This is a genomic window from Aquincola sp. J276 (assembly GCF_024700035.1).
GTDB classification, from domain to species: domain Bacteria; phylum Pseudomonadota; class Gammaproteobacteria; order Burkholderiales; family Burkholderiaceae_C; genus Aquincola; species Aquincola tertiaricarbonis.
In genome coordinates, this window is record NZ_JAJONC010000002.1 from 1,099,808 (window position 1) to 1,117,741 (window position 17,934).

General features: G+C 72.7%; 20 protein-coding genes and 2 pseudogenes. 10 read left to right on the top strand and 12 right to left on the bottom strand.

Annotated elements, in window-relative coordinates:
* Positions 1-15: 15 nt before the first annotated feature.
* From LRS14_RS22970 to LRS14_RS22980, 3 genes are read left to right on the top strand one after another with little or no spacing between them, the layout of a single operon-like run.
* Positions 16-2,103 (top strand): NAD(+) synthase, encoded by a 2,088-nt coding sequence (locus LRS14_RS22970; protein WP_046112631.1) that lies wholly within the window; start codon positions 16-18, stop codon positions 2,101-2,103.
* On the top strand, positions 2,100-2,381 hold the full coding sequence (locus tag LRS14_RS22975; protein ID WP_046112632.1) for a DUF427 domain-containing protein: 282 nt from the start codon (positions 2,100-2,102) through the stop codon (positions 2,379-2,381). Before LRS14_RS22970 ends, LRS14_RS22975 begins: the two co-directional genes overlap by 4 nt.
* Positions 2,381-3,064: a CoA pyrophosphatase gene (locus tag LRS14_RS22980; RefSeq protein ID WP_046112633.1), complete on the top strand. Its 684-nt coding sequence runs from the start codon at positions 2,381-2,383 to the stop codon at positions 3,062-3,064. The genes LRS14_RS22975 and LRS14_RS22980 overlap by 1 nt, the downstream gene beginning before the upstream one ends.
* A gap of 52 nt (positions 3,065-3,116) precedes the next feature.
* Here LRS14_RS22980 and LRS14_RS22985 read toward each other — a convergent pair whose 3' ends face one another.
* Complete coding sequence (locus LRS14_RS22985; RefSeq protein WP_046112634.1) at positions 3,117-3,482, bottom strand: hypothetical protein; 366 nt, start codon at positions 3,480-3,482, stop codon at positions 3,117-3,119.
* 72 nt (positions 3,483-3,554) lie between these two features.
* Here LRS14_RS22985 and LRS14_RS22990 point away from each other — a divergent pair, with 72 nt between their 5' ends.
* Positions 3,555-3,788, top strand: a complete 234-nt coding sequence (locus LRS14_RS22990) for a hypothetical protein (protein WP_257801258.1) — start codon at positions 3,555-3,557, stop codon at positions 3,786-3,788.
* A gap of 10 nt (positions 3,789-3,798) precedes the next feature.
* Here the strand turns inward: LRS14_RS22990 and LRS14_RS22995 are convergent, their stop codons facing one another.
* The 7 genes and pseudogenes from LRS14_RS22995 to LRS14_RS23025 form a co-directional block, all read right to left on the bottom strand.
* On the bottom strand, positions 3,799-4,512 hold the full coding sequence (locus LRS14_RS22995; protein WP_257801259.1) for an extensin family protein: 714 nt from the start codon (positions 4,510-4,512) through the stop codon (positions 3,799-3,801).
* A complete protein-coding gene (locus LRS14_RS23000) occupies positions 4,509-4,970 on the bottom strand; it encodes a TerB family tellurite resistance protein (protein ID WP_046112636.1) in 462 nt (153 codons plus the stop codon). Before LRS14_RS23000 ends, LRS14_RS22995 begins: the two co-directional genes overlap by 4 nt.
* Positions 4,971-5,017: 47 nt before the next feature.
* Positions 5,018-5,350 (bottom strand): hypothetical protein, encoded by a 333-nt coding sequence (locus tag LRS14_RS23005; protein ID WP_046112637.1) that lies wholly within the window; start codon positions 5,348-5,350, stop codon positions 5,018-5,020.
* 116 nt (positions 5,351-5,466) lie between these two features.
* The gene (locus LRS14_RS23010) at positions 5,467-6,375 is read right to left on the bottom strand and encodes a LysR family transcriptional regulator (protein WP_046112638.1); all 909 of its coding nucleotides are present in this window, start codon (positions 6,373-6,375) and stop codon (positions 5,467-5,469) included.
* Between the two features lie 15 nt (positions 6,376-6,390).
* Positions 6,391-8,292: a PIN domain-containing protein gene (locus LRS14_RS23015; RefSeq protein WP_257802208.1), complete on the bottom strand. Its 1,902-nt coding sequence runs from the start codon at positions 8,290-8,292 to the stop codon at positions 6,391-6,393.
* Positions 8,269-8,574: pseudogene (locus tag LRS14_RS23020) on the bottom strand (nucleotide pyrophosphohydrolase); the annotation flags it as partial. The pseudogene LRS14_RS23020 and the gene LRS14_RS23015, both read right to left, overlap by 24 nt.
* A 107-nt stretch (positions 8,575-8,681) precedes the next feature.
* Positions 8,682-9,326: a PEP-CTERM sorting domain-containing protein gene (locus tag LRS14_RS23025; RefSeq protein WP_046114922.1), complete on the bottom strand. Its 645-nt coding sequence runs from the start codon at positions 9,324-9,326 to the stop codon at positions 8,682-8,684.
* Positions 9,327-9,562: 236 nt separating this feature from the next.
* Here LRS14_RS23025 and LRS14_RS30790 point away from each other — a divergent pair, with 236 nt between their 5' ends.
* Entirely contained in the window at positions 9,563-10,501 is a 939-nt protein-coding gene (locus tag LRS14_RS30790) for a transglutaminase domain-containing protein (RefSeq protein WP_404977607.1), read from the top strand.
* On the opposite strand, the pseudogene LRS14_RS23035 reads toward LRS14_RS30790, so the two are convergent.
* Positions 10,455-10,745, bottom strand: a pseudogene (locus LRS14_RS23035) (DUF2845 domain-containing protein); the annotation flags it as partial. The gene LRS14_RS30790 and the pseudogene LRS14_RS23035 sit on opposite strands and share 47 nt — an antisense overlap.
* 21 nt (positions 10,746-10,766) lie before the next feature.
* Positions 10,767-11,606: a PPK2 family polyphosphate kinase gene (locus LRS14_RS23040; RefSeq protein WP_052736511.1), complete on the bottom strand. Its 840-nt coding sequence runs from the start codon at positions 11,604-11,606 to the stop codon at positions 10,767-10,769.
* 126 nt (positions 11,607-11,732) lie between these two features.
* Between LRS14_RS23040 and LRS14_RS23045 the strand changes: the two genes are divergently transcribed.
* Genes LRS14_RS23045 through LRS14_RS23055 form a run of 3 tightly spaced genes read left to right on the top strand, consistent with a single transcriptional unit; the run spans position 11,733 to position 13,527 of the window.
* Entirely contained in the window at positions 11,733-12,716 is a 984-nt protein-coding gene (locus LRS14_RS23045) for a tripartite tricarboxylate transporter substrate binding protein (protein ID WP_257801261.1), read from the top strand.
* Positions 12,713-13,327 (top strand): alpha/beta fold hydrolase, encoded by a 615-nt coding sequence (locus LRS14_RS23050; protein WP_257801262.1) that lies wholly within the window; start codon positions 12,713-12,715, stop codon positions 13,325-13,327. The genes LRS14_RS23045 and LRS14_RS23050 overlap by 4 nt, the downstream gene beginning before the upstream one ends.
* Complete coding sequence (locus LRS14_RS23055) at positions 13,324-13,527, top strand: alpha/beta fold hydrolase (protein ID WP_257801263.1); 204 nt, start codon at positions 13,324-13,326, stop codon at positions 13,525-13,527. Before LRS14_RS23050 ends, LRS14_RS23055 begins: the two co-directional genes overlap by 4 nt.
* Positions 13,528-13,540: 13 nt before the next feature.
* On the opposite strand, the gene LRS14_RS23060 is transcribed toward LRS14_RS23055, so the two are convergent.
* Together LRS14_RS23060 and LRS14_RS23065 are read right to left on the bottom strand one after the other, a co-directional pair.
* Positions 13,541-14,611, bottom strand: a complete 1,071-nt coding sequence (locus tag LRS14_RS23060; protein ID WP_052736513.1) for a mandelate racemase/muconate lactonizing enzyme family protein — start codon at positions 14,609-14,611, stop codon at positions 13,541-13,543.
* Positions 14,612-14,621: 10 nt separating this feature from the next.
* Entirely contained in the window at positions 14,622-15,602 is a 981-nt protein-coding gene (locus tag LRS14_RS23065; RefSeq protein WP_257801264.1) for a tripartite tricarboxylate transporter substrate binding protein, read from the bottom strand.
* A 180-nt stretch (positions 15,603-15,782) separates the two neighbouring features.
* Between LRS14_RS23065 and LRS14_RS23070 the strand changes: the two genes are divergently transcribed.
* Together LRS14_RS23070 and LRS14_RS23075 are read left to right on the top strand one after the other, a co-directional pair.
* Positions 15,783-16,895 carry a porin gene (locus tag LRS14_RS23070; protein ID WP_257801265.1) on the top strand — a complete coding sequence of 371 codons (1,113 nt, stop codon included), beginning with the start codon at positions 15,783-15,785 and terminating at the stop codon, positions 16,893-16,895.
* Complete coding sequence (locus LRS14_RS23075) at positions 16,885-17,898, top strand: tripartite tricarboxylate transporter substrate binding protein (RefSeq protein WP_257801266.1); 1,014 nt, start codon at positions 16,885-16,887, stop codon at positions 17,896-17,898. Before LRS14_RS23070 ends, LRS14_RS23075 begins: the two co-directional genes overlap by 11 nt.
* Positions 17,899-17,934: the final 36 nt, after the last annotated feature.

Genomic DNA, 17,934 nt, shown 5'->3' on the forward strand with positions numbered 1-17,934 from the left:
CGAGGCCCCAACCCGATGACCGAGCCCACCGACTTCTTCCACCCCGCGGCCCACGGCTTCATGCGCATGGCCGTGGCCGTGCCCCGCGTGCGCATCGCCGACCCGGCCTGGAATGCCGGCGAAACCCTGCGCATGCTGCGCGAGGCCGCCGAGCAGGGTGCCTCGCTGGTGGCCTTTCCCGAGCTGGGCCTGTCGGCCTACACCTGCGACGACCTGTTCCACCAGCGCGCGGTGCTGGACGCCTGCGAGGCCGCCTTGCTGGCCGTGGCCGAAGGCAGCCGCGGCGTGCCGGCGGTGGCCATCGTCGGCCTGCCGCTGCGGGTGCGCCACAGCCTGTTCAACTGCGCGGCGGTGGTGTTCGACGGCCAGATCCTGGGCATCGTGCCCAAGACCTACCTGCCCAACTACGCCGAGTTCTACGAGGCCCGGCAGTTCAATCCCGCAGCCCACGCGCTGGTGGACGAGGTGCGCATCGGCGGGCAGGCGGTGCCGTTCGGCACGCAGCTGGTGTTCGAGGCGGCCAACCAGCCGCTGCTGCGCTTCCACGTGGAGATCTGCGAGGACGTGTGGGTGCCCATCCCGCCCAGCTCCTATGCCGCGCTGGCCGGCGCCACGGTGCTGGTGAACCTCTCGGCCTCCAACATCACCATCGGCAAGTCGGGCTACCGCCACCAGCTGGCCAGCCTGCATTCGGCGCGCTGCATCGCAGCCTACCTCTACACCTCGGCCGGCGTCGGCGAATCCACCACCGACCTGGCCTGGGACGGCCAGGCGCTCATCTATGAATCGGGCGACCTGCTCGCCGAATCCCAGCGCTTTGCCGGTGATGGCCACCTGACGCTGGCCGACGTGGACCTGGAGCGGCTGTCGCGCGAGCGCATGCGCCAGACCAGCTTCGGCCAGTCGGCCGGCCTGCATGCCGAGCAGGTGGCACGCATGCAGGCGGTGCGCTTCGAGCTGCCGCTGCCCGCGCTCACGCCCGAGCTGGCCACGCTGCGGCGCACCGTGCCGCGCTTTCCCTACGTGCCCGCCGACCCGGCCACGCGCGACATCCGCTGCGAGGAGGTGTATTCCATCCAGGTACGGGCGCTGGTGCAGCGGCTGGAATCCAGCGGTATCCACAAGCTGGTGATCGGCGTCTCGGGCGGGCTGGACTCCACCCATGCCCTGCTGGTGGCGGTGCGGGCCATGGACCTGCTGGGCCTGCCGCGCACCAACGTGCTGGGCTACACCATGCCCGGCTTCGCCACCAGCCCGCGCACGCTGGCGCAGGCACGCGAGCTGATGGAAGCGGTGGGCTGCAGCGCGGCCGAGATCGACATCCGCCCCAGCTGCGAGCAGATGCTGAAGGACCTCGGCCACCCCTATGCCGAAGGGCAGAAGCAGTACGACGTCACCTTCGAGAACGTGCAGGCCGGCGAGCGCACCAGCCACCTGTTCCGCCTCGCCAACCACCACCACGCGCTGGTGCTGGGCACCGGCGACCTGAGCGAGCTGGCGCTGGGCTGGTGCACCTACGGCGTGGGCGACCACATGTCGCACTACAACGTGAATGCCAGCGTGCCCAAGACGCTGATCAAGCACCTGGTGCGCTGGGTGGCCGACACCGCCAGCGAGCGCGAACGCGTGGTGCTCAACCAGGTGCTGGACACCGAGATCAGCCCCGAGCTGGTGCCCGGCGAGGCCGACGGCGGCCAGCCCGGCCAGAGCACCGAGGACACGCTGGGCCCCTACGAGCTGCACGACTTCGCGCTGTACCACACCGTGCGCTTCGGCTTTCCGCCCACCAAGGTGGCCTTCCTGGCCTGGCAGGCCTGGCGCGACGCGGAGCACGGCCCCTGGCCGCACAGCCCGCTGGTGGCGCGCAACCAGTACACGCTGGCGCAGATCAAGAAGCACCTGCGCACCTTCGTGTTCCGCTTCTTCCAGACCAGCCAGTTCAAGCGCTCGTGCGTGCCCAACGCGCCCAAGGTAGGCTCGGGTGGTTCGCTGTCGCCGCGTGGCGACTGGCGCGCCCCCAGCGACGCCCATGCCACCACCTGGCTGGCCGACTGGGCCCGCGTGCCCGACGACGAGACCGCAGCCCAGGAGACCGGCACATGAAAGCAATCTGGAACGGCACCGTGGTGGCCGAGAGCGACGACACCGTGGTCGTCGAGGGCAACCACTATTTCCCCGGCGATTCGCTGAAGAAGGAATACATCCTGCCCAGCAACACCAAGACGATGTGCAGCTGGAAGGGCCAGGCCAGCTACTACACGCTGTTCGTGGACGGCGACGCCAACCCGGACGCCGTCTGGTACTACCCCGACCCGAAGGAGGCCGCGGCCGAGATCAAGGACCGGGTGGCCTTCTGGAAGGGCGTGAGGATCGAGGACTGATGACGGTGCGGCGCACCGAGGCGCTGCGGACCCAGGTGCAGGCGCACCTGCAGGCCTTCGCGGTGCAGTCCCTGCGGCCGGCTGCCCGGCCCGGCGACACCCCGCCCGGCCATGCGGCGGTGGCCGTGGCCATCGTCGACGAAGGCCATGGCGCGGCCGTGGGCGGCCTGCCTGCGCATGCCGAATGGTCGGAGGAAGCCGCGCTGGTGCTCACCCGCCGCGCGCTGCACCTTCGCAACCATCCCGGCCAGTGGGCCCTGCCCGGCGGCCGGGTGGACGAAGGCGAAACGCCCGAGAGCGCCGCGCTGCGCGAGCTGGAAGAGGAAGTGGGCCTGGTGCTGGGCCCGGAGGCGGTGCTTGGCCGGCTGGACGACTTCAGCACCCGCTCGGGATTCGTCATCACGCCGGTGGTGGTATGGGGCGGGCCGGCGCCGCTGCTGGTGGCCAACCCCGGCGAGGTGGACAGCATCCACCGCATCCCGGTCAGCGAGTTCCTGCGCAGCGACGCACCGCGGCTGGAGAACGTGGCTTCCAGCGTGCACCCGGTGCTGCGCATGCCGGTGGGCAGCACCTGGATCGCGGCGCCCACCGCGGCGGTGCTGTACCAGTTCCGCGAGGTGTGCCTGCGCGGCCTGCCCACCCGGGTGTCGCACTTCGAGCAGCCGGCGTTCGCCTGGAAGTGAGGATGTCCTGCCCCCTGGGCGGGCCTGCGGCCCACCGTCCCCCCAAGGCGCGCTAGAAGCAGTTGGCCGCGTCGATGCCCATGCGGCAGCTCCAGCGGAAGTATTCGCCACCCTGCTTGACCGAGCGGCGGAACACCGCGGTGCTTTCCTGCGCGATGGCATCGGGCAATGGCACCGCCAGTGGTGCGCCGCTGCTGTTGGTGTGGAAGTTGAGGAAGCAGGTGGACTGCGGCGGGCACAGCTGCTCGATCTGCTGGGCATAGGCCGCGCGGTCGCGCGCGGCCGCCTCCGGCACGATCACCACCTGGATGACGCCCTGCCGCCCGGCCACCGGCCAGGTGGCGGCAGGCGCCGCGGCGTGGGAGGCGGCGCACACCAGGAGCGCAGCGGTCGCGGTCAGCACGGGAATCGACTTCATGCGCCGCAGCCTAGGCCATCGCATGCGCCGCGGCGACCGGGATTCGCCCGGGGTTGGGCTACGCTCCGGGCCATGAAGACCTATCAGATCGAAGTGCAGCGCATCAAGGCGATGAACAACAGCCACGGCCTGGTGCGGGCGCGGATCGACGCCGCGGTGCAGTCCGCCCCCGCCCGCGGCGAAGACGACGGCGGCGAGCCCGGCAGCGTGCTGAGCATGACGGTGGAGAACGCCCGCGTGCTGTTCCTGCTGCTCAAGCAGCAGCTGGCCGAGGTGGATTCGAAGAAGGCACGCAGCCAGCGCTGAAGCCGCCTGGCTACCGGCACAGCCGGTACGGCCCGCGGTCCAGGTGGAAGTGGTCGGCATGCGCCGCGTTGTAGTCCGGGCCCAGCACGCCGTCGAACAGCCCGCAGGCGCCGCCATGCACCTGGCGCAGGAACAGCGAGGCCGCATCGTCGCCCGGCCAGTCGGCCGCCACGCTGACGCGGCGGCCACCCTGCAGCACGAAACCCGCCACGTCCAGCGCATCGGCGGTGGCATGCTGGCTGCGGGCGCCCTCGGCCCGGCCATACACGTTGCGGCAGGCATAGCTGCCGAAGTGCACCAGCCGCACCACCGGCTGGCCGAAGTGCGCCTGCGCCGCCGGCTGCAGCACATGCCGCTCCCACAGCGCCAGCGAGGCCGCGGCACGGCAGGTGAGCGTGAAGGGCTCGCCCACCTGCACCTGGGTGCGCCGCACCAGCAGCGTGTGGCTGAGCTGGCAGCCCGGGCCGGTCACGCGGTCGGGCTGCGGCTGCGCCTGCAGCGGCGTGGTGTCGATGAAGGCCTGGCAGGCCGCCGGCTCCGCGCTCAGCCGCGCCAGCTTGTAGCGGGTGAGCCAGCCCGGCGCTTCTTCCAGCGACAGGGGTGCGAAAGGGTTGTGCCGGTCGGGCAGGCGCCACCAGCGGCCGTGGCCGGCGGCCAGCAGCGCAGCGGCCGCCAGCAGCGCCAGCCACCCTGCCAGCCGGCGCCACCCGCGCCCGGCGCTCAAGCCGCGGCGGCGGCCTGCTGTGCGCGCATCTTGGCGTTCACGTAGGCGCCGTGCGGAATGTGCAGCAGGTCGGCCAGCCGCCACATCACATGGTTCTCATGCGCGCTGAGGGTGCCGTCGGCATAGGCCACGCGCCACATGTGCTCCAGCATCAGCAGCTTCTGCGGCATGTCGCAGTGCTGGTTGATCTGGGAGGTGAAGCCGAAGTAGTCGCTGGCCTGGCGGGACGCCTGCTGCGCCTGGGCCACCAAGGTGTCCAGCTCGTCGTCGGCCAGCGTGAACTTGTCGCGCAGGCCGGCCACCACCGCTTCACGCTCGGCGTCGGTCATCTCGGCATCGGCGCGCATCACCTCCACCAGCATCACGGCAGTGGCCAGTTGCAGCGTGTGGCTGGCCTCGGCCTCTGTGGCCGCGGGCATGCGCAGCGCGTCGAACAGGTCCTTCAGGGTCTTGAGCATCGGCGCAGCCTAACGGCTGGCGCCTGCCCGGCGCGCGGCGCGGTTTTTCAGCGGGCGCTGACGGCCGGGCTGCCGGCCATCACGGCCACGTCGGCGGTGGGGCCGGCGGTCCAGGTGGTGGACGCCGGCGGCTGCACCAGGAAGGTGTTGCCATCGATGTGGACGGCCTGGCGCGCCACCAGCACTGCGGGATGCTGGCCATTGGCCGACGGAGCGGCCTTCCAGCGCGGGCTGGCCGGGTGGCCGACGATGAAGGTGGAGGCGTCGATGCCAGCTTGCGGCTTGGACAACACCGGGGCCGCGCGGTCGGCGGCGGCGGCGGGCTGCACCGCGGCGGCGGCCAGGACGAGAACGAAGGCGGTGGTGAGCGAGAACTTCATGACGGGACTTCCTGCGGTCGAGAGGGCTTGGTACAAACCCTAGGTGGGGAGACTAAGGGATTTCCCTAGAGGTCGATACCCCCAACACCGCACACCCCGTTGTTGCAGCGCAACAATCAGTCGCTCAACGCCCCGGGCACCTCGCGCAGGTAACGGCCGATGGCTTCGGCCGCATGGCGCACCTTGGCCGGCTGGCCATCGCGCTGCGGCGTCACCGCCCACACCGGCAGCGGCGTGCCGCGCCACTCAGGCATCACCGGCAGCAGGCGGCCGGTGCGCAGCTCGTCGTCGATGTCGGCACGCACCGCCAGCATCAGGCCGAGGCCGGCCACGCACAGCTGCTGCAGCGACAGCTGGTTGTTGCCCAGCACCCGCGGCGCGACCCGGAAGCTCTCCTGCGCGCCGGCAGGTCCTTCCAGCGTGAGCAGCAACCCGCTGCCATCCCGTGCGCCGCCGATCCATTCATGCGATGGCAGCTCGGCCGGCGTGGCGGGCATGCCGGCACGGGCCAGGTAGGCCGGCGCAGCGCACAGCACCAGCTCGAAGCGGCAGAGCCGGCGCGCGGCCCAGCTGGAATCGGCCAGCCGGCCGGCCCGCACCGCCAGGTCGATGCGGGCGTCGATCAGGTCGATCATCGCGTCGTCGACGAACAGCCGCAGGCTGAGCCCGGGATGAGCGGCCAGCAGCGGCGCCAATGCCGGCGCCAGGTGGCGCGCGAAGCCCACCGGCGCGGCCAGGCGCAACTCGCCTTCCGGCGCATCCCGCGCGGCGGTGAGCTGCTGGCGTGCCCGCGCGGCGGCATCCACCATCGCCTGGCAATGCTGGGCCAGCCGGGCGCCGGCCTCGGTGAGCGCCAGCTTGCGGGTAGACCGGTGCAGCAGCGTGACGCCGTGCGCCTGCTCCAGCGCGCGCAGCTGCTGGCTGACCGCCGAGGTGCTGATGCCCAGGCGTCGGCCGGCGGCACTCAGCGAGCCGGCACGCACCACCTCGGCAAATGCGGCCAGCCGCTTCCAGTCGTCCTCCATCGCCGGCGGCGGCGGTTACAGCGCGTAGGCCACCGCACCCTGCCCGTCGATCGACACCCGGCCGCTGGACAGCAGCCGCTGCAGTACGGCCTGCGTGGTGGCATCGTCGGCCCACTGGCCGAGCAGTGAACGGATGGTGGCCATCAGCCGCGCCCGGCGAGTCGGCTTGTTGGCGGTCTTGCGCAAGCTGGCTTCCACGTGCCGAAGCGACTTCTCGAGGTCGAACGGCCGGCTGGGCGCGGGTGACGCAGCGCTCTGGCGCGCGGCGGGTGCCGCGGCGGGCGTCGGTTGGCGCGCTGCAACGGGCGGCGCAGCGGGCGCGGGCTGCCGCGCCGCGGCAGGCGGCGGCATCCGGCGGGTGTCGGGCGTGGCGCGCGGCGGGTTGGCCGGGCGGCGGGCGGGGGCGGCCGGGGCGGCACCGGCACCGGCACCGGTGTCGGCTTCGGTGGCGCGGCCGCGGCGGCGGCTGTTGCCGGCGCGTGCGGTGTCGGCGGATGGCGGTGCGGGCGCTTCCTCGGGCGTGGCGGCCGGCGCGCTGGCTGCGGCAGGAGGCTCGGTCGGCTCGGGACCGGTGCGGCCGCCTGCGCGCGCCGTCTTGGCGGCTGTCTTGGCGGCTGTCTTGGCAGCCGTCTTGGCCGCGCTCTTCGCGGCCGTCTTGCGGGCGCGGCTGCGGGGTGCGGGCGCCGCCTCGTCGGTGGCCTCGGGGGCTTCCGCTGCCGCAGCTGGCTCAGGCTCGGGCGCCTGCGTGCTGGCGGCGGCGGCAGCCGCCGGGCCGGCCGCAGCGCGCGGACTGGTCTTGCGGGCGGCACGGGCCTTCCTGGCCGGCACGCCCGCCGGCTCCGCGCTGGCGGCCGCTTCGGCGTCGGGCACTGCAGCCACCTCGGACGCGGCATCGGCTTGCGCCGCGGTGGTCCTGGCAGCGGCCTTGCGGGTGGCCACGGTGGCCGTCTTCCTGGCGGGTGTCTTGCGCGCCGCCTTCCTGGCGGGCACGTCGGCCGCGGCCACGTCCGCCGCCTCTGCCTCGATGGGAGCCGGAACCGGTTCCGGCACGGCGGCGTCGGCTGCCGGTGCGTCCGCGGTGCGACGGCGGCTGCGCTTGGCGGCCGGCGTGGCCGGCGCGGCCACGGCCGGCGGCATCGGCATCGGCGCCGGCTCGACGGGCGGCCGTTCGGCGGCTTCCACGGCCGCGGGCATCCGCACGTCCTCGTCCACCCGGGGCTGTGCGCGCTCGTCGCGGCGGCCGCGGCGTGCGGCTTCAGCCGGGCGGGCGGCGGGGCCGGCCTCGCGCCGGCCTTCGGCCAGGGGCGTCATCACCGATTCACTGCGACCGCGCGCGGCCGCCTCACCGCCCCTGCCGCGGTTGCGGCCGCGGCGCTCGGCCGGCGGCGGCGCGGCGGGCACCGCCAGCGGCGCACCGCGGCGGGCCTGCGAGGCGGGCTTGCGGCCGTCGGCCGGGCGCGGCGCCGGGCGGGCCGGGCCGCGGGCCGGCGCGCGCCGGCGGCCGGTCTTGTCGAAGCCCACCAGCGTGGCCGAGAAGCCGAGGTCCACCGCATGCTCGAGCATCGGCCCGTAGCCCTTGTCGTTGGACAGCACCACGAAGCGCGCCGCCGGATTGCGCGAGGCGATGTAGCCCATGTAGAAGGACAGGTGGAAGTCCAGCGCGTTCTTGCCCGCGCGCGAGATGGGCACGCAGGTCACGCGGTCGCCGAAGGCGGTCTGGTCGCGGTCCACGTTGCGCTGGCTGGGCCCGTGGAACAGCCACACGTCGGTCACGTCGGACACCAGCGCGCGGATGTCCACGTCCCTGGGCTGCACGTTCTCCCAGTCCACCAGCACATGCGTCTGCGGCAGCGCGGTGTCCTTGGGGCCCACCGGCACGCCGGGCTTGACCGGCGGATGCTTGCGGGCATTCTTCACCAGCTTGCGGCCGACCGCGCGCTTGAGGTCCACCGCGGTGTGGTCGGCCACCTGCAGCAGGTACAGCAGCACGTCCGCCACTTCGTCGGAGATGCGCTCCTGCGTCACATGGTCGTGGTGCGCCGCCTGCGACTGCTCGGGCGTCATCCACTGGAAGATCTCGGCCAGCTCGGCGGCCTCGATCATCAGCGCCATGGCCAGGTTCTTGGGCGTGTGGAACGGCTGCCAGTCACGCTCGGCAGCGAACTCGCGCAAGGTGTGTTGCAGCGCGGTCAGGTCCAATCGAAGGCTCCTCGGGGTGCTTGGTCTGTGCCGCCGAGTATCGCCACGAAAAGCCGGCCACGAAAAAGGCCCGCACGGGGCGGGCCTGGGATGCGGAGCGAGGCTACTCAGCCGGCGCGGCTGCGGCGGCGCGCGATGGTGGCGACTGCAGCCAGGCCGGCCAGCATCAGCGCATAGGTCTCGGGCTCGGGCACCGGCGCGGTGACGTTGCTGATCAGCGAGACGTTGTCCAGCGAGCCGCCCAGGCTGTCGCTCTTGCCCACCGCCCAGAACGACAGCGTGGTGGAGTGGCCCAGCGAGCCCACCACGTCGAAGCTGTAGGTCGTCCACTGGTGGGTGCCGGTGGCGTTGTTGCTGCCCACCAGGGTCACGGGCTTCAGGCCCCACATCACCAGGATGTCGTTGCTGTTGCCGCGCAGGCCGGCGGTGTTGGGGCGGCCGGAGTAGGCGAAGCTCAGCGTGTAGTGCTCGCCGAAGTTGGTGGCGATGGTCTGCGCGATGAAGCTGTTGCCGGTGGTGTCCAGCTCGATGAAGTTGTTGCCGTCGAAGGCGCTGCCCACCACGTTGTTGCGCACTTCGACGCCACGCGGGCCGGCGGCCCAGCCGGCCACGTGGCCGTAGGTGTCCCAGGTGCCGCTGGCCTGGGTGGTGGCCTCGAAGCTGCCATTGGCAACGAGGTTGGTGGCGGCCTGCGCGGCGGTGCCGGCGAAGGTGAAGGCGATGGCGGCGACGAGGGCGGAGACGTGGTTCATGGGGCAGTCCGTTACGCGAAGGGCCGCAGTATGGGAAACCCCCTTCGGAGCCGGTTCCCCCTGAACGAAGGCCCTCGGCCGCGCCCTGCCGCCAGCCGCGAACTAGTGCGCAGGCCGCGGTCTGCAGGCCGTGAACTAGTGCCGCCCAGCTTGCCTAGACAAGTCGCGGCAGCACCACGAAAGGCCGCGACGCACCGCCGCGGGATACTCGGCCTTTGCGGTTGCAGGAGCGTTCCATGAAGTTGCGAGCCGGTTGCGATATCACCGTGGAGGCGCCAGCGCCCTGCCCCAGCATCGGCATGCTGCGCCCGCGCAGCGGCGACGCGCAGTGGCTGGCGCAGGAGAGCTACCTGTTCGAGCCGCACCTGCAGTCGGTGGAATATGCCGACAGCTTCGGCAACCTGTGCCAGCGCTTCGTGGTACCCGCCGGGCGGCTGCGCATCCGGGTGGAGTCGGTCGTGTACACGCAGGGCGACATCGCGGTGGACGAAGGCGCCGGCGCCACGCCGGTGGCCGACCTGCCGCACGACGTGCTGCAGTTCCTGCTGCAGAGCCGCTACTGCCCTTCGGACAAGCTGGCCGACAAGGCGCAGGAGATCGCGGCCGGCGCGGTGCCGGGCTATCCGCAGGTGATGGCCATCGTCGACTGGATCCGCAGCCACATCGAATACCGCTACGGCGTCAGCGATGCCAGCACCGATGCCGAGGGCACGATGGCCGACGGCGCTGGCGTGTGCCGCGACTTCGCGCACATCGGCATCACGCTGTGCCGGGCGCTGCAGATCCCCGCGCGCATGGTGGTGGGCTACCTGCATCAGCTGGACCCGATGGACCTGCATGCCTGGTTCGAGGCCTTCGTGGGCGGGCGCTGGTACACCTTCGATGCCACGCAGGCCGGCCCGCGCGGCGGGCGCATCGTGCTGGCCTATGGCCGCGACGCCGCCGACGTGGCCTTCATCTCCAACTACGGCGAGCTGGAGACGGTGGAGATGAAGGTATGGGTGGAACAGGTGCCCGAAGGGGGGCTGAGCGGCCCGCGGCCAGCGCGGCTCAATGCACCCGCTCGCCGTCGCGCATCGACTCCACCGTGGCATTGCGGAAGCGCACGATGCCCAGGAACTGGCCGGGGCCGCGGTCGTAGGTCCACTCCTCCATCGGCACGCACTGCGGCGTGATCAGCGGCTGCAGCACCTGGCCGGGCACGGCCGGCAGCGTCCACACGAAGAGCTCGCGGCTGACGCACACCGCCTCGCGGAAAGCGGGCTCGCCGCACTTGCGCACCACCGAGTACTTGGTGTCGCCCGGGTTCACCAGCTGGCCGTTGCAGCGCAAGGACTGCGCGCCGGCACCGGCGGCCCACAGCCCGGCCAGGGCAAGCAGCGCGGCACGGGCCAGGCGGGCAGCGGGCAGGCTGTGCATGGCGATGCTCGGCAACCGCTTTCAACGCACCACGATGCCCTGGAGCTCGGGCGCGGGCGGCGGAAAGCGCAGGTCCATCGCACGCAGGCGGGCTTCCAGCGCGGTGGCCACGACCAGGTTGCGGTGGGTCTTGGAGTCCGCCGGCACCACCATCCAGGGCGCCCAGGGCGTGCCGGTGGCGCTGATGGCATCGGCATAGGCCCGCTGGTAGGCGCCCCACTGCTTGCGCGCCTCCAGGTCGGCCGGGTCGAACTTCCAGCGCTTGGTGGGATCGTCCAGCCGCGCCTGCAGGCGCTGGCGCTGCTCGCCCTTGGAGATGTGCAGCATGAACTTGACGATGACGGTGCCCGTCTCGGCCAGCGACCGCTCGAAGTCGTTGATGCGGGCATAGCGCAGCGCCGTCTCGCGCGCGGAGATGGTCTTGCCCACCACCGGCACCAGCACGTCCTCATAGTGGCTGCGGTTGAAGACCACCAGCTCGCCCTTGGCCGGCAGCGCCTTGTGGATGCGCCACAGCGGATCGTGGGCGCGCTCCTCGGTGTTGGGCGCGCGCCATGCCACGGTGCGCACGCCCAGCGGGCTCATGCGGCCGAACACTGCGCGCAGCGTGCCGTCCTTGCCGCTGGTGTCCATGCCCTGCAGCACCACCAGCATGGCGTAGCGCTTGTCGGCGAAGAACAGGTTCTGCAGGTCGTCGAGCTGGATGGCCAGCGCGTCCACCCGCTGCTTGTCATGGTCCTTGTCGCTGCTGGCCAGGCGGCGGTCCGCGGGGTCGATGGCCGACAGGTCGAAGGGCACGCCGGGCAGCGCGTGGGTGAGGTCCTGGAACAGCGACAGCGTGCCGTTGGGTTTCTTGGCCATCGGCCGAGTATGCCCAGCCGCCCGGCCGCCTGCATCGGCGGGGCATAGCAGCTATGCGCCTGGCTGCCTGGGCCGCGTGGCGGTGGCGCCCCAGAATCGTCCGCACAAGAAGCCGGAGACTCGCCCATGCATCCGAACCGCCGCCGCGCCGCCGCCTGGCTGGCCGCCGCACCGCTGGCCATGACGCTGGCGCCATCGCCCGTGCGGGCCGCCTTTCCCGACAGGCCGCTGCGCCTGATCGTGCCCTTTCCGGCCGGCGGCGCGGCCGACGTGATGGCGCGCGGGCTGGCGCAGCGGCTGGGCGAGGAACTGGGGCAGCAAGTCATCATCGACAACCGCGGTGGCGCCGGTGGCGCGCCGGCGGCCGAGGCGGCGGCCAAGGCGGCGCCCGACGGCAGCACCCTGTTCTTCGGCACCATGGGCACGCATGCGATCAACCCGGCGCTGTATCCGCGGCTGCGCTACCACCCGCTGAAGGACTTCGCGCCCATCAGCCTGACGCACATCACGCCGCGGGTGCTGGTGGTGGGCCCGTCGGTGGCGGCGCACGACGTGGCCGGGCTCATCGCGCTGGCCAAGGCAAGGCCGGGCGGCCTGAGCTACGGCTCGGCGGGCAACGGCAGCTCCAGCCACCTGTCGGGCGCGCTCTTCGAGAGCCTGGCCGGCGTGGACATGCTGCACGTGCCCTACAAGGGCAGCGCCCCGCTTCTCACCGACGTGCTGGCCGGCCGGGTGGACATGACCTTCGACTCCTACACCGTGTACGAGGACCACATCCGCAGCGGCCGGGTCAAGGCGCTGGGCGTCACCTCGCAGCGGCGCATGGAGGCGCTGCCGCAGGTGCCCACGCTGGCCGAGGCGGGGCTGAAGGGCTATGACGTGTCCAACTGGCTGGGCCTGCTGGCGCCGGCCGGCACGCCGCCGGACGTGCTGCGCACGCTGCATGCCGCGGTGGGCCGCGCGATGGCCACGCCGGCGCTGCGCCGGCAGCTGCAGGCGCTGGGCATCGAGCCCACCTTCGGCACGCCGGCCGAGTTCACCGCGCTGATCCAGGCCGAGATGCCGCGCTGGGCGGAGATCGTCAAGCGCTCCGGCGCCACCAGCGAATGAACCGCCCGGCCGCGCCGCGACGGCGGCTGCTGGCGCTGCCCGCGCAGGACGGAGCGCCGGTGGTCATCGACATGGCCATCGACGGCGACGACCACGCGCCCGCGCTGGTGCTGCTGCCCTCGTCGCTGCGCGATTCGCTGGACTGCGACGACGTGGCCACCGCCCTGGCCGGCCACGGCTGGCGCGTGCTGCGGCCGCAGCCGCGGGGCATGGCGGGCAGCCACGGGCCGATGGCGGGCCTGAGCCTGCACCGGCTGGCGCAGGACGTGCTGGAGGCGGCCGATGCGGTGGGTGCGCAGCGGCTGGTGCTGGCGGGCCATGCCTTCGGCCACTTCGTGGCGCGGGTGGCGGCGCAGGCGCAGCCGCAGCGCGTGCGCGGCGTGGCCCTGCTGGCGGCGGCCGCGCGGGAATTTCCGCCCGGCCTCGCCGCCGCGCTGGACACCGCCGCCGATGCACTGCAGCCCCGCGCGCTGCGCCTGCAGGCCCTGCGGCAGGCCTTCTTCGCACCCGGGCATGCAGCCGATGCCTGGCTGCAGGGCTGGTATCCGCAATGGCGCGCGCACTACCGCGCCGCTGGCAGCCAGCCCCCAAGCCGACCTGGTGGCCGGTGAGCCCGGTGCCGCTGCTGGACCTGCAGGCCGCACAGGATCCCTGGCGGCCGCCCGCCACGCGCGACGAGCTGCGCGCGGCGCTGGGCGAAGCGCTGGTGACCACGGCCTTGATCGACGATGCCAGCCATGCGTTGCTGCCCGAGCAGCCGCAGGCCGTGGCCGAGGCGGTGCACCGCTGGGCGCGCTGCCTGCCGGCCTGACGGCAGCGCCGCTTCAGCCGCCGCGCAGGCCGATGCCGCAGCCCGCGCCACCGGGCAGCGTGAGGGCCCCCTGCACCACCGGCAGCGGCTCGAACGGATCGTCCAGCAGGTGCAGGTGCTCGCCCAGCTCGCAGGCATGCGGCAGCTGCCGCACCACGCTGGCGGCCTGCAGGCTCATGGCCTGCAGCAGCGCCGGGCCGAAGGCTGCGCCCACCCGCACGGCCACGCCGCCGGCTTCGCACACCTGCACTGCCTGCAGAAAGCGCCGCAGCCCGCCCAGCTTGGTGACCTTGAGGTTGATCACGTCAACCATCCGGTCGGCCACCAGGCGGAACACGTCGTGCACCGTCTGCGCGCTCTCGTCGGCCTCCACCGCCACCGGCAGGCTGCGGGTGACCAGCGCCAGGCCGGCCCAGTCGGCCGCCGGCACCGGTTGCTCGATCAGCGCGATGTCGTGCCGCTCCAGGCGGGCGAAGGCCGAGATCATCTGCTTGGCGCCGTAGGACTGGTTGGGGTCCAGCGTGAGCGCCACCCCCGGTCCCACCGCGCTGCGCACCTCGGCCACGCGCTGCGCATCCAGCGCGGTGTCGCCGCTCAGCTTGAGCTTGAGCTGCAGGTAACCCTCGGCCGCCAGCGCCGCGGCCCGGGCCGCCATCTCGGCCGGTGGCTTGATGGCCAGGATGCGCGACTGCGCCACCCGGCTGCGCTGCGCGCCGCCCAGCAGCACGTGCACGGGCACGCCCAGCCGCCGCGCCAACAGGTCGTGCAGCGCCATGTCGATGGCGGCCTTGACGCTGGCGTTGTAGTTGAGCGTGGCGTCGATTTCCTCCACCAGCGCGCCGATGTCGTCCACCCGCCGGCCCACCAGCCGCGGCGCCAGGAACTCCAGCGAAGCGCGTGCGCCGCTGCCCTGCGTGGTGATGGCCGGGATGGCATGCGCATAGCCCAGGCCGGCGTGGCCGTCGTCGTCGGTCAGCGTGAGCAGCCAGCCCTCGAGCTGCGGCACCTGCGCCCGCGCGAACTTCCAGCTCGGGTCCTGCAGGCGCTGGGTGCAGGGCGTGATGCGGGCATCGGCGATCAGCATGGCCGCGACCTCACTCCAGCGTGATGTGGCCCTTGGCGACCACCTCGCGCCACTTGTCCGATTCGGCCTGCATCTGCGCGCGGAACTCCTCGGGCGTGGAACTGAGCGCCACCGCGCCCTGTTCCAGCAGCTGCGACCTGAACTCGGGCGAGTTCACCGCGGCCACCACCGCGTCGCGGAACTTCTTCTGCACCTCGGCCGGCAGGCCCTTGGGCCCGATGACGCCGTACAGGGTGTCCATCTTCACGCCGGGCAGGCCCAGCTCCTGCGTGGTGGGCACCTGCGGCGCCTGCGGCGCGCGCTGGCTGCCGGCCACCGCCAGCAGCTTGAGCGTGCCGGCCTTCACATGCGGCAGCACCGGCAGCAGGTCGACCATCGCGAACTGCACCTCGCCGCCCAGCACCGCGGTCACCGCCGGTGCCGCGCCCTTGTAGGGCACATGCTGCACGTCGATGCCGGCCTGCTGCTTGAGCAGCTCGAAGCCGATGTGCGGCGTGGTGCCGGGGCCGGCGGAGCTGTAGTTCAGCTTGCCCGGCGCGGCCTTGGCGGCCTTGACCAGCTCGGGCAGCGTGGCCGGGCCCACGTCCTTGCCGGCGATGATCACCGCCGGAATGCGCGCCACCAGTGTCAGGTACTGCACATCGCCCAGCGAATACGGCACCTTCATCAGGTTGGGCATGCCGGCCAGCGGGCCCGGCGCCACCAGCGCGAAGGTGTAGCCGTCGGCCGGCGAGCGCAGCACGTCGGCCACGCCGATGGTGCCGCCGGCACCGGCCTTGTTGTCCACCACCACCGTCTGCCCCAGCGCCGTGCCCACCTGACGCGCCACCATCCGGGCCACGGCATCGGTGGGGCCGCCGGCCGAATAGGGCACCACCAGGCGGATGGTCTTGGCCGGCCAGGCCTGGGCCTGCGCGGCGGGCGTGCCCAGCAGCAGGCAGGTGGCGGCAGCGGCGGCAGCCAGGCAGGTGGCACGTCGGGTCTTCAACATCGCTCGTCTCCTTCTTGGGATGGCCGCAGTGTGCGCACCGCCTGCCGCCCGGGTAAGTCGCCGCAGGCGCAATTCAGCTATGCGGCCTCCGCAATGCAGCTATGCCGCCGGCCCGGCTGGCTCGGCGGGCAGGCCGTTCCTAGAGTGCGTCGCACAACGACACCACCCTGGAGACAAGCCTTGACCTCAGCCTTCCGCCCCGCCCCGTTCAGCGCCACCGCCACCGCCCTTGCGCTGTCGGCCGGTGCCTGCCTGCTGCTGCCCGCCATCGCCGCCGCGCAGGCCGGACCCGCTCCGGGCGTCATCGTGTACGGCCTGATCGACGGCTGCCTGGCCCGCGCCGACCTGGGCAGCGAGCGGCTCAACGCTGTCAACAGCGGCTGCCTGTACGGCAGCCGGCTGGGCTTTCGCGGCACCGAGGAGCTGGGCGGTGGCCACCGCGCCGGCTTCACGCTGGAAAGCGGCATCACCATCGACAACGGCCAGCTGGCACAGGGCGGCCGCATCTTCGGCCGCAAGGCGCTGGTGTCGCTGTCGGGCCCCTGGGGCACGCTGGAGGCGGGTCGGGACTACGGCCCGGCGTTCTACCTGGTCCAGCCCGTGGACCCGATGGCGCTGGGCATCGGCACCGCCAGCAGCAGCATCTGGACCGGCGCGGCCAGCACCACCGCGGCGCGCAACGACAACGTGGTGAACTACCTCTCGCCCACCTGGGCCGGCATGTCGCTGCGGCTGCAGGCCACGGCCGGTGAAGGCGGCAGCGGCGGTGCGCGCAAGAGCACCGGCATGAACCTGCTATGGCGCCAGGACGGCACGCTGGCCGGTGTCTCGTACGCCCGGGTGGCCAATGCGGCAGACACCGACCACGACAGCGCCACCACCGCGGCAGTCAGGCACGAGTTCGGCGTCTGGTCGGTGGCGGCCATCGTGCAGCAGGGCGCATGGGAGGCCTCGCGCACCGCGGCCGCCCCGTCCAGCACCAGCAGCGTGTTCAGCCGCAAGTACCGCAGCTGGCTGGTGGGCGGCTCGGTGCGCACCAGCGGCGTGGGCAAGGCCAGCCTGTCGGTCAAGCGCTACGACGACCGCACCGCGCGCAACTTCGACTTCACGCAGGTCAGCGTGAACTACGTGCATTCGCTGAGCAAGCGCACCGACCTGTATGCCGGCTACAGCCGCCTGGGCAACGGCGCGCGCACCAGCTATGCGGTGTCCGATGCCACCGGCGCCTATGCCGGCGTGCAGGCCGGTGCCACGACCTCTCTGCTGGCCGCGGGGGTCAAGCATGTGTTCTGACGAGACGAGGGCCACGGCCGCGGCCGGCCTGCCGCGCCGCCGGCTGCTGCAGGCCTCGGCGGCCATCGCGCTGCTGGGCACCACCGGCACCCACGCCGCCGATGTGTGGCCGGGCAAGACCTTGCGCATCGTCGTGCCGCTGGCACCCGGCGGTTCCGCCGATGCCATGTGCCGGCTGGTGGGCAACGCACTGGGCCGCGTGCTGGGCACCACCGTGGTGGTGGAGAACCGGCCCGGCGCCGGCGGCGTGACCGGCCTGGCCGAGGTGGTCAAGGCCCGGCCCGACGGCAGCACGCTGGGCTACTCGCTGGCCGGCGCGCTCACGGTGGCGCCGCACATCGCGCGCAACATGCCCTTCGACCCGCTGCAGGACCTGGCGCCGCTGACGCAGGTGGTGGCCGTGCCCGAGGTGCTGGTGGTGCATCCCAAGACCGGCGTGCGCACGCTGGCCGCGCTGGTGGCCCAGGCCAAGGCCGCGCCCGGCCGGCTCAACTTCGGCTCGGCCGGCAATGCCACCGTGCCGCACCTCGGCGGCGAGCTGCTCAAGCGCGAAGCCGGCATCAACATCGTGCACGTGCCCTACAAGGGTTCGGGCCCGGCGCTCAACGACCTGCTGGCCGGCCAGGTGGAACTGATGGTGTCCGACATCACGCTGGTGCGTCCGCACATCGCGGCCGGCCGCCTGGTGGCGCTGGCAGTGGCCGGGCCCGAGCGCGTGGCCGAGCTGCCCGACGTGCCCACCGCGGCGCAGGCCGGGCTGCCGGGCTTCGTCATCAGCAACTGGCACGGCATGGTGGCGCCGGCCGGCACGCCGCCGGAGCGGCTGGCCCGGCTGCAGCAGGCGGTGGCCGAGGCACTGCGCGCGCCCGAGGTGGCAGCCCGCATCGACGAGGAGGGCGCGCAGGCCGTGGCCAGCACGCCGGCGCAGTTCGGCGCCTTCCTGCGGGCCGAGAGCGCCCGTTCGGCCGCACTGGTGAAAGCCCTGGGCATCCGCTGGGAGTGAGGCCGCCAGGGCCGGCGCAAAATCGCCGGCCCGAAG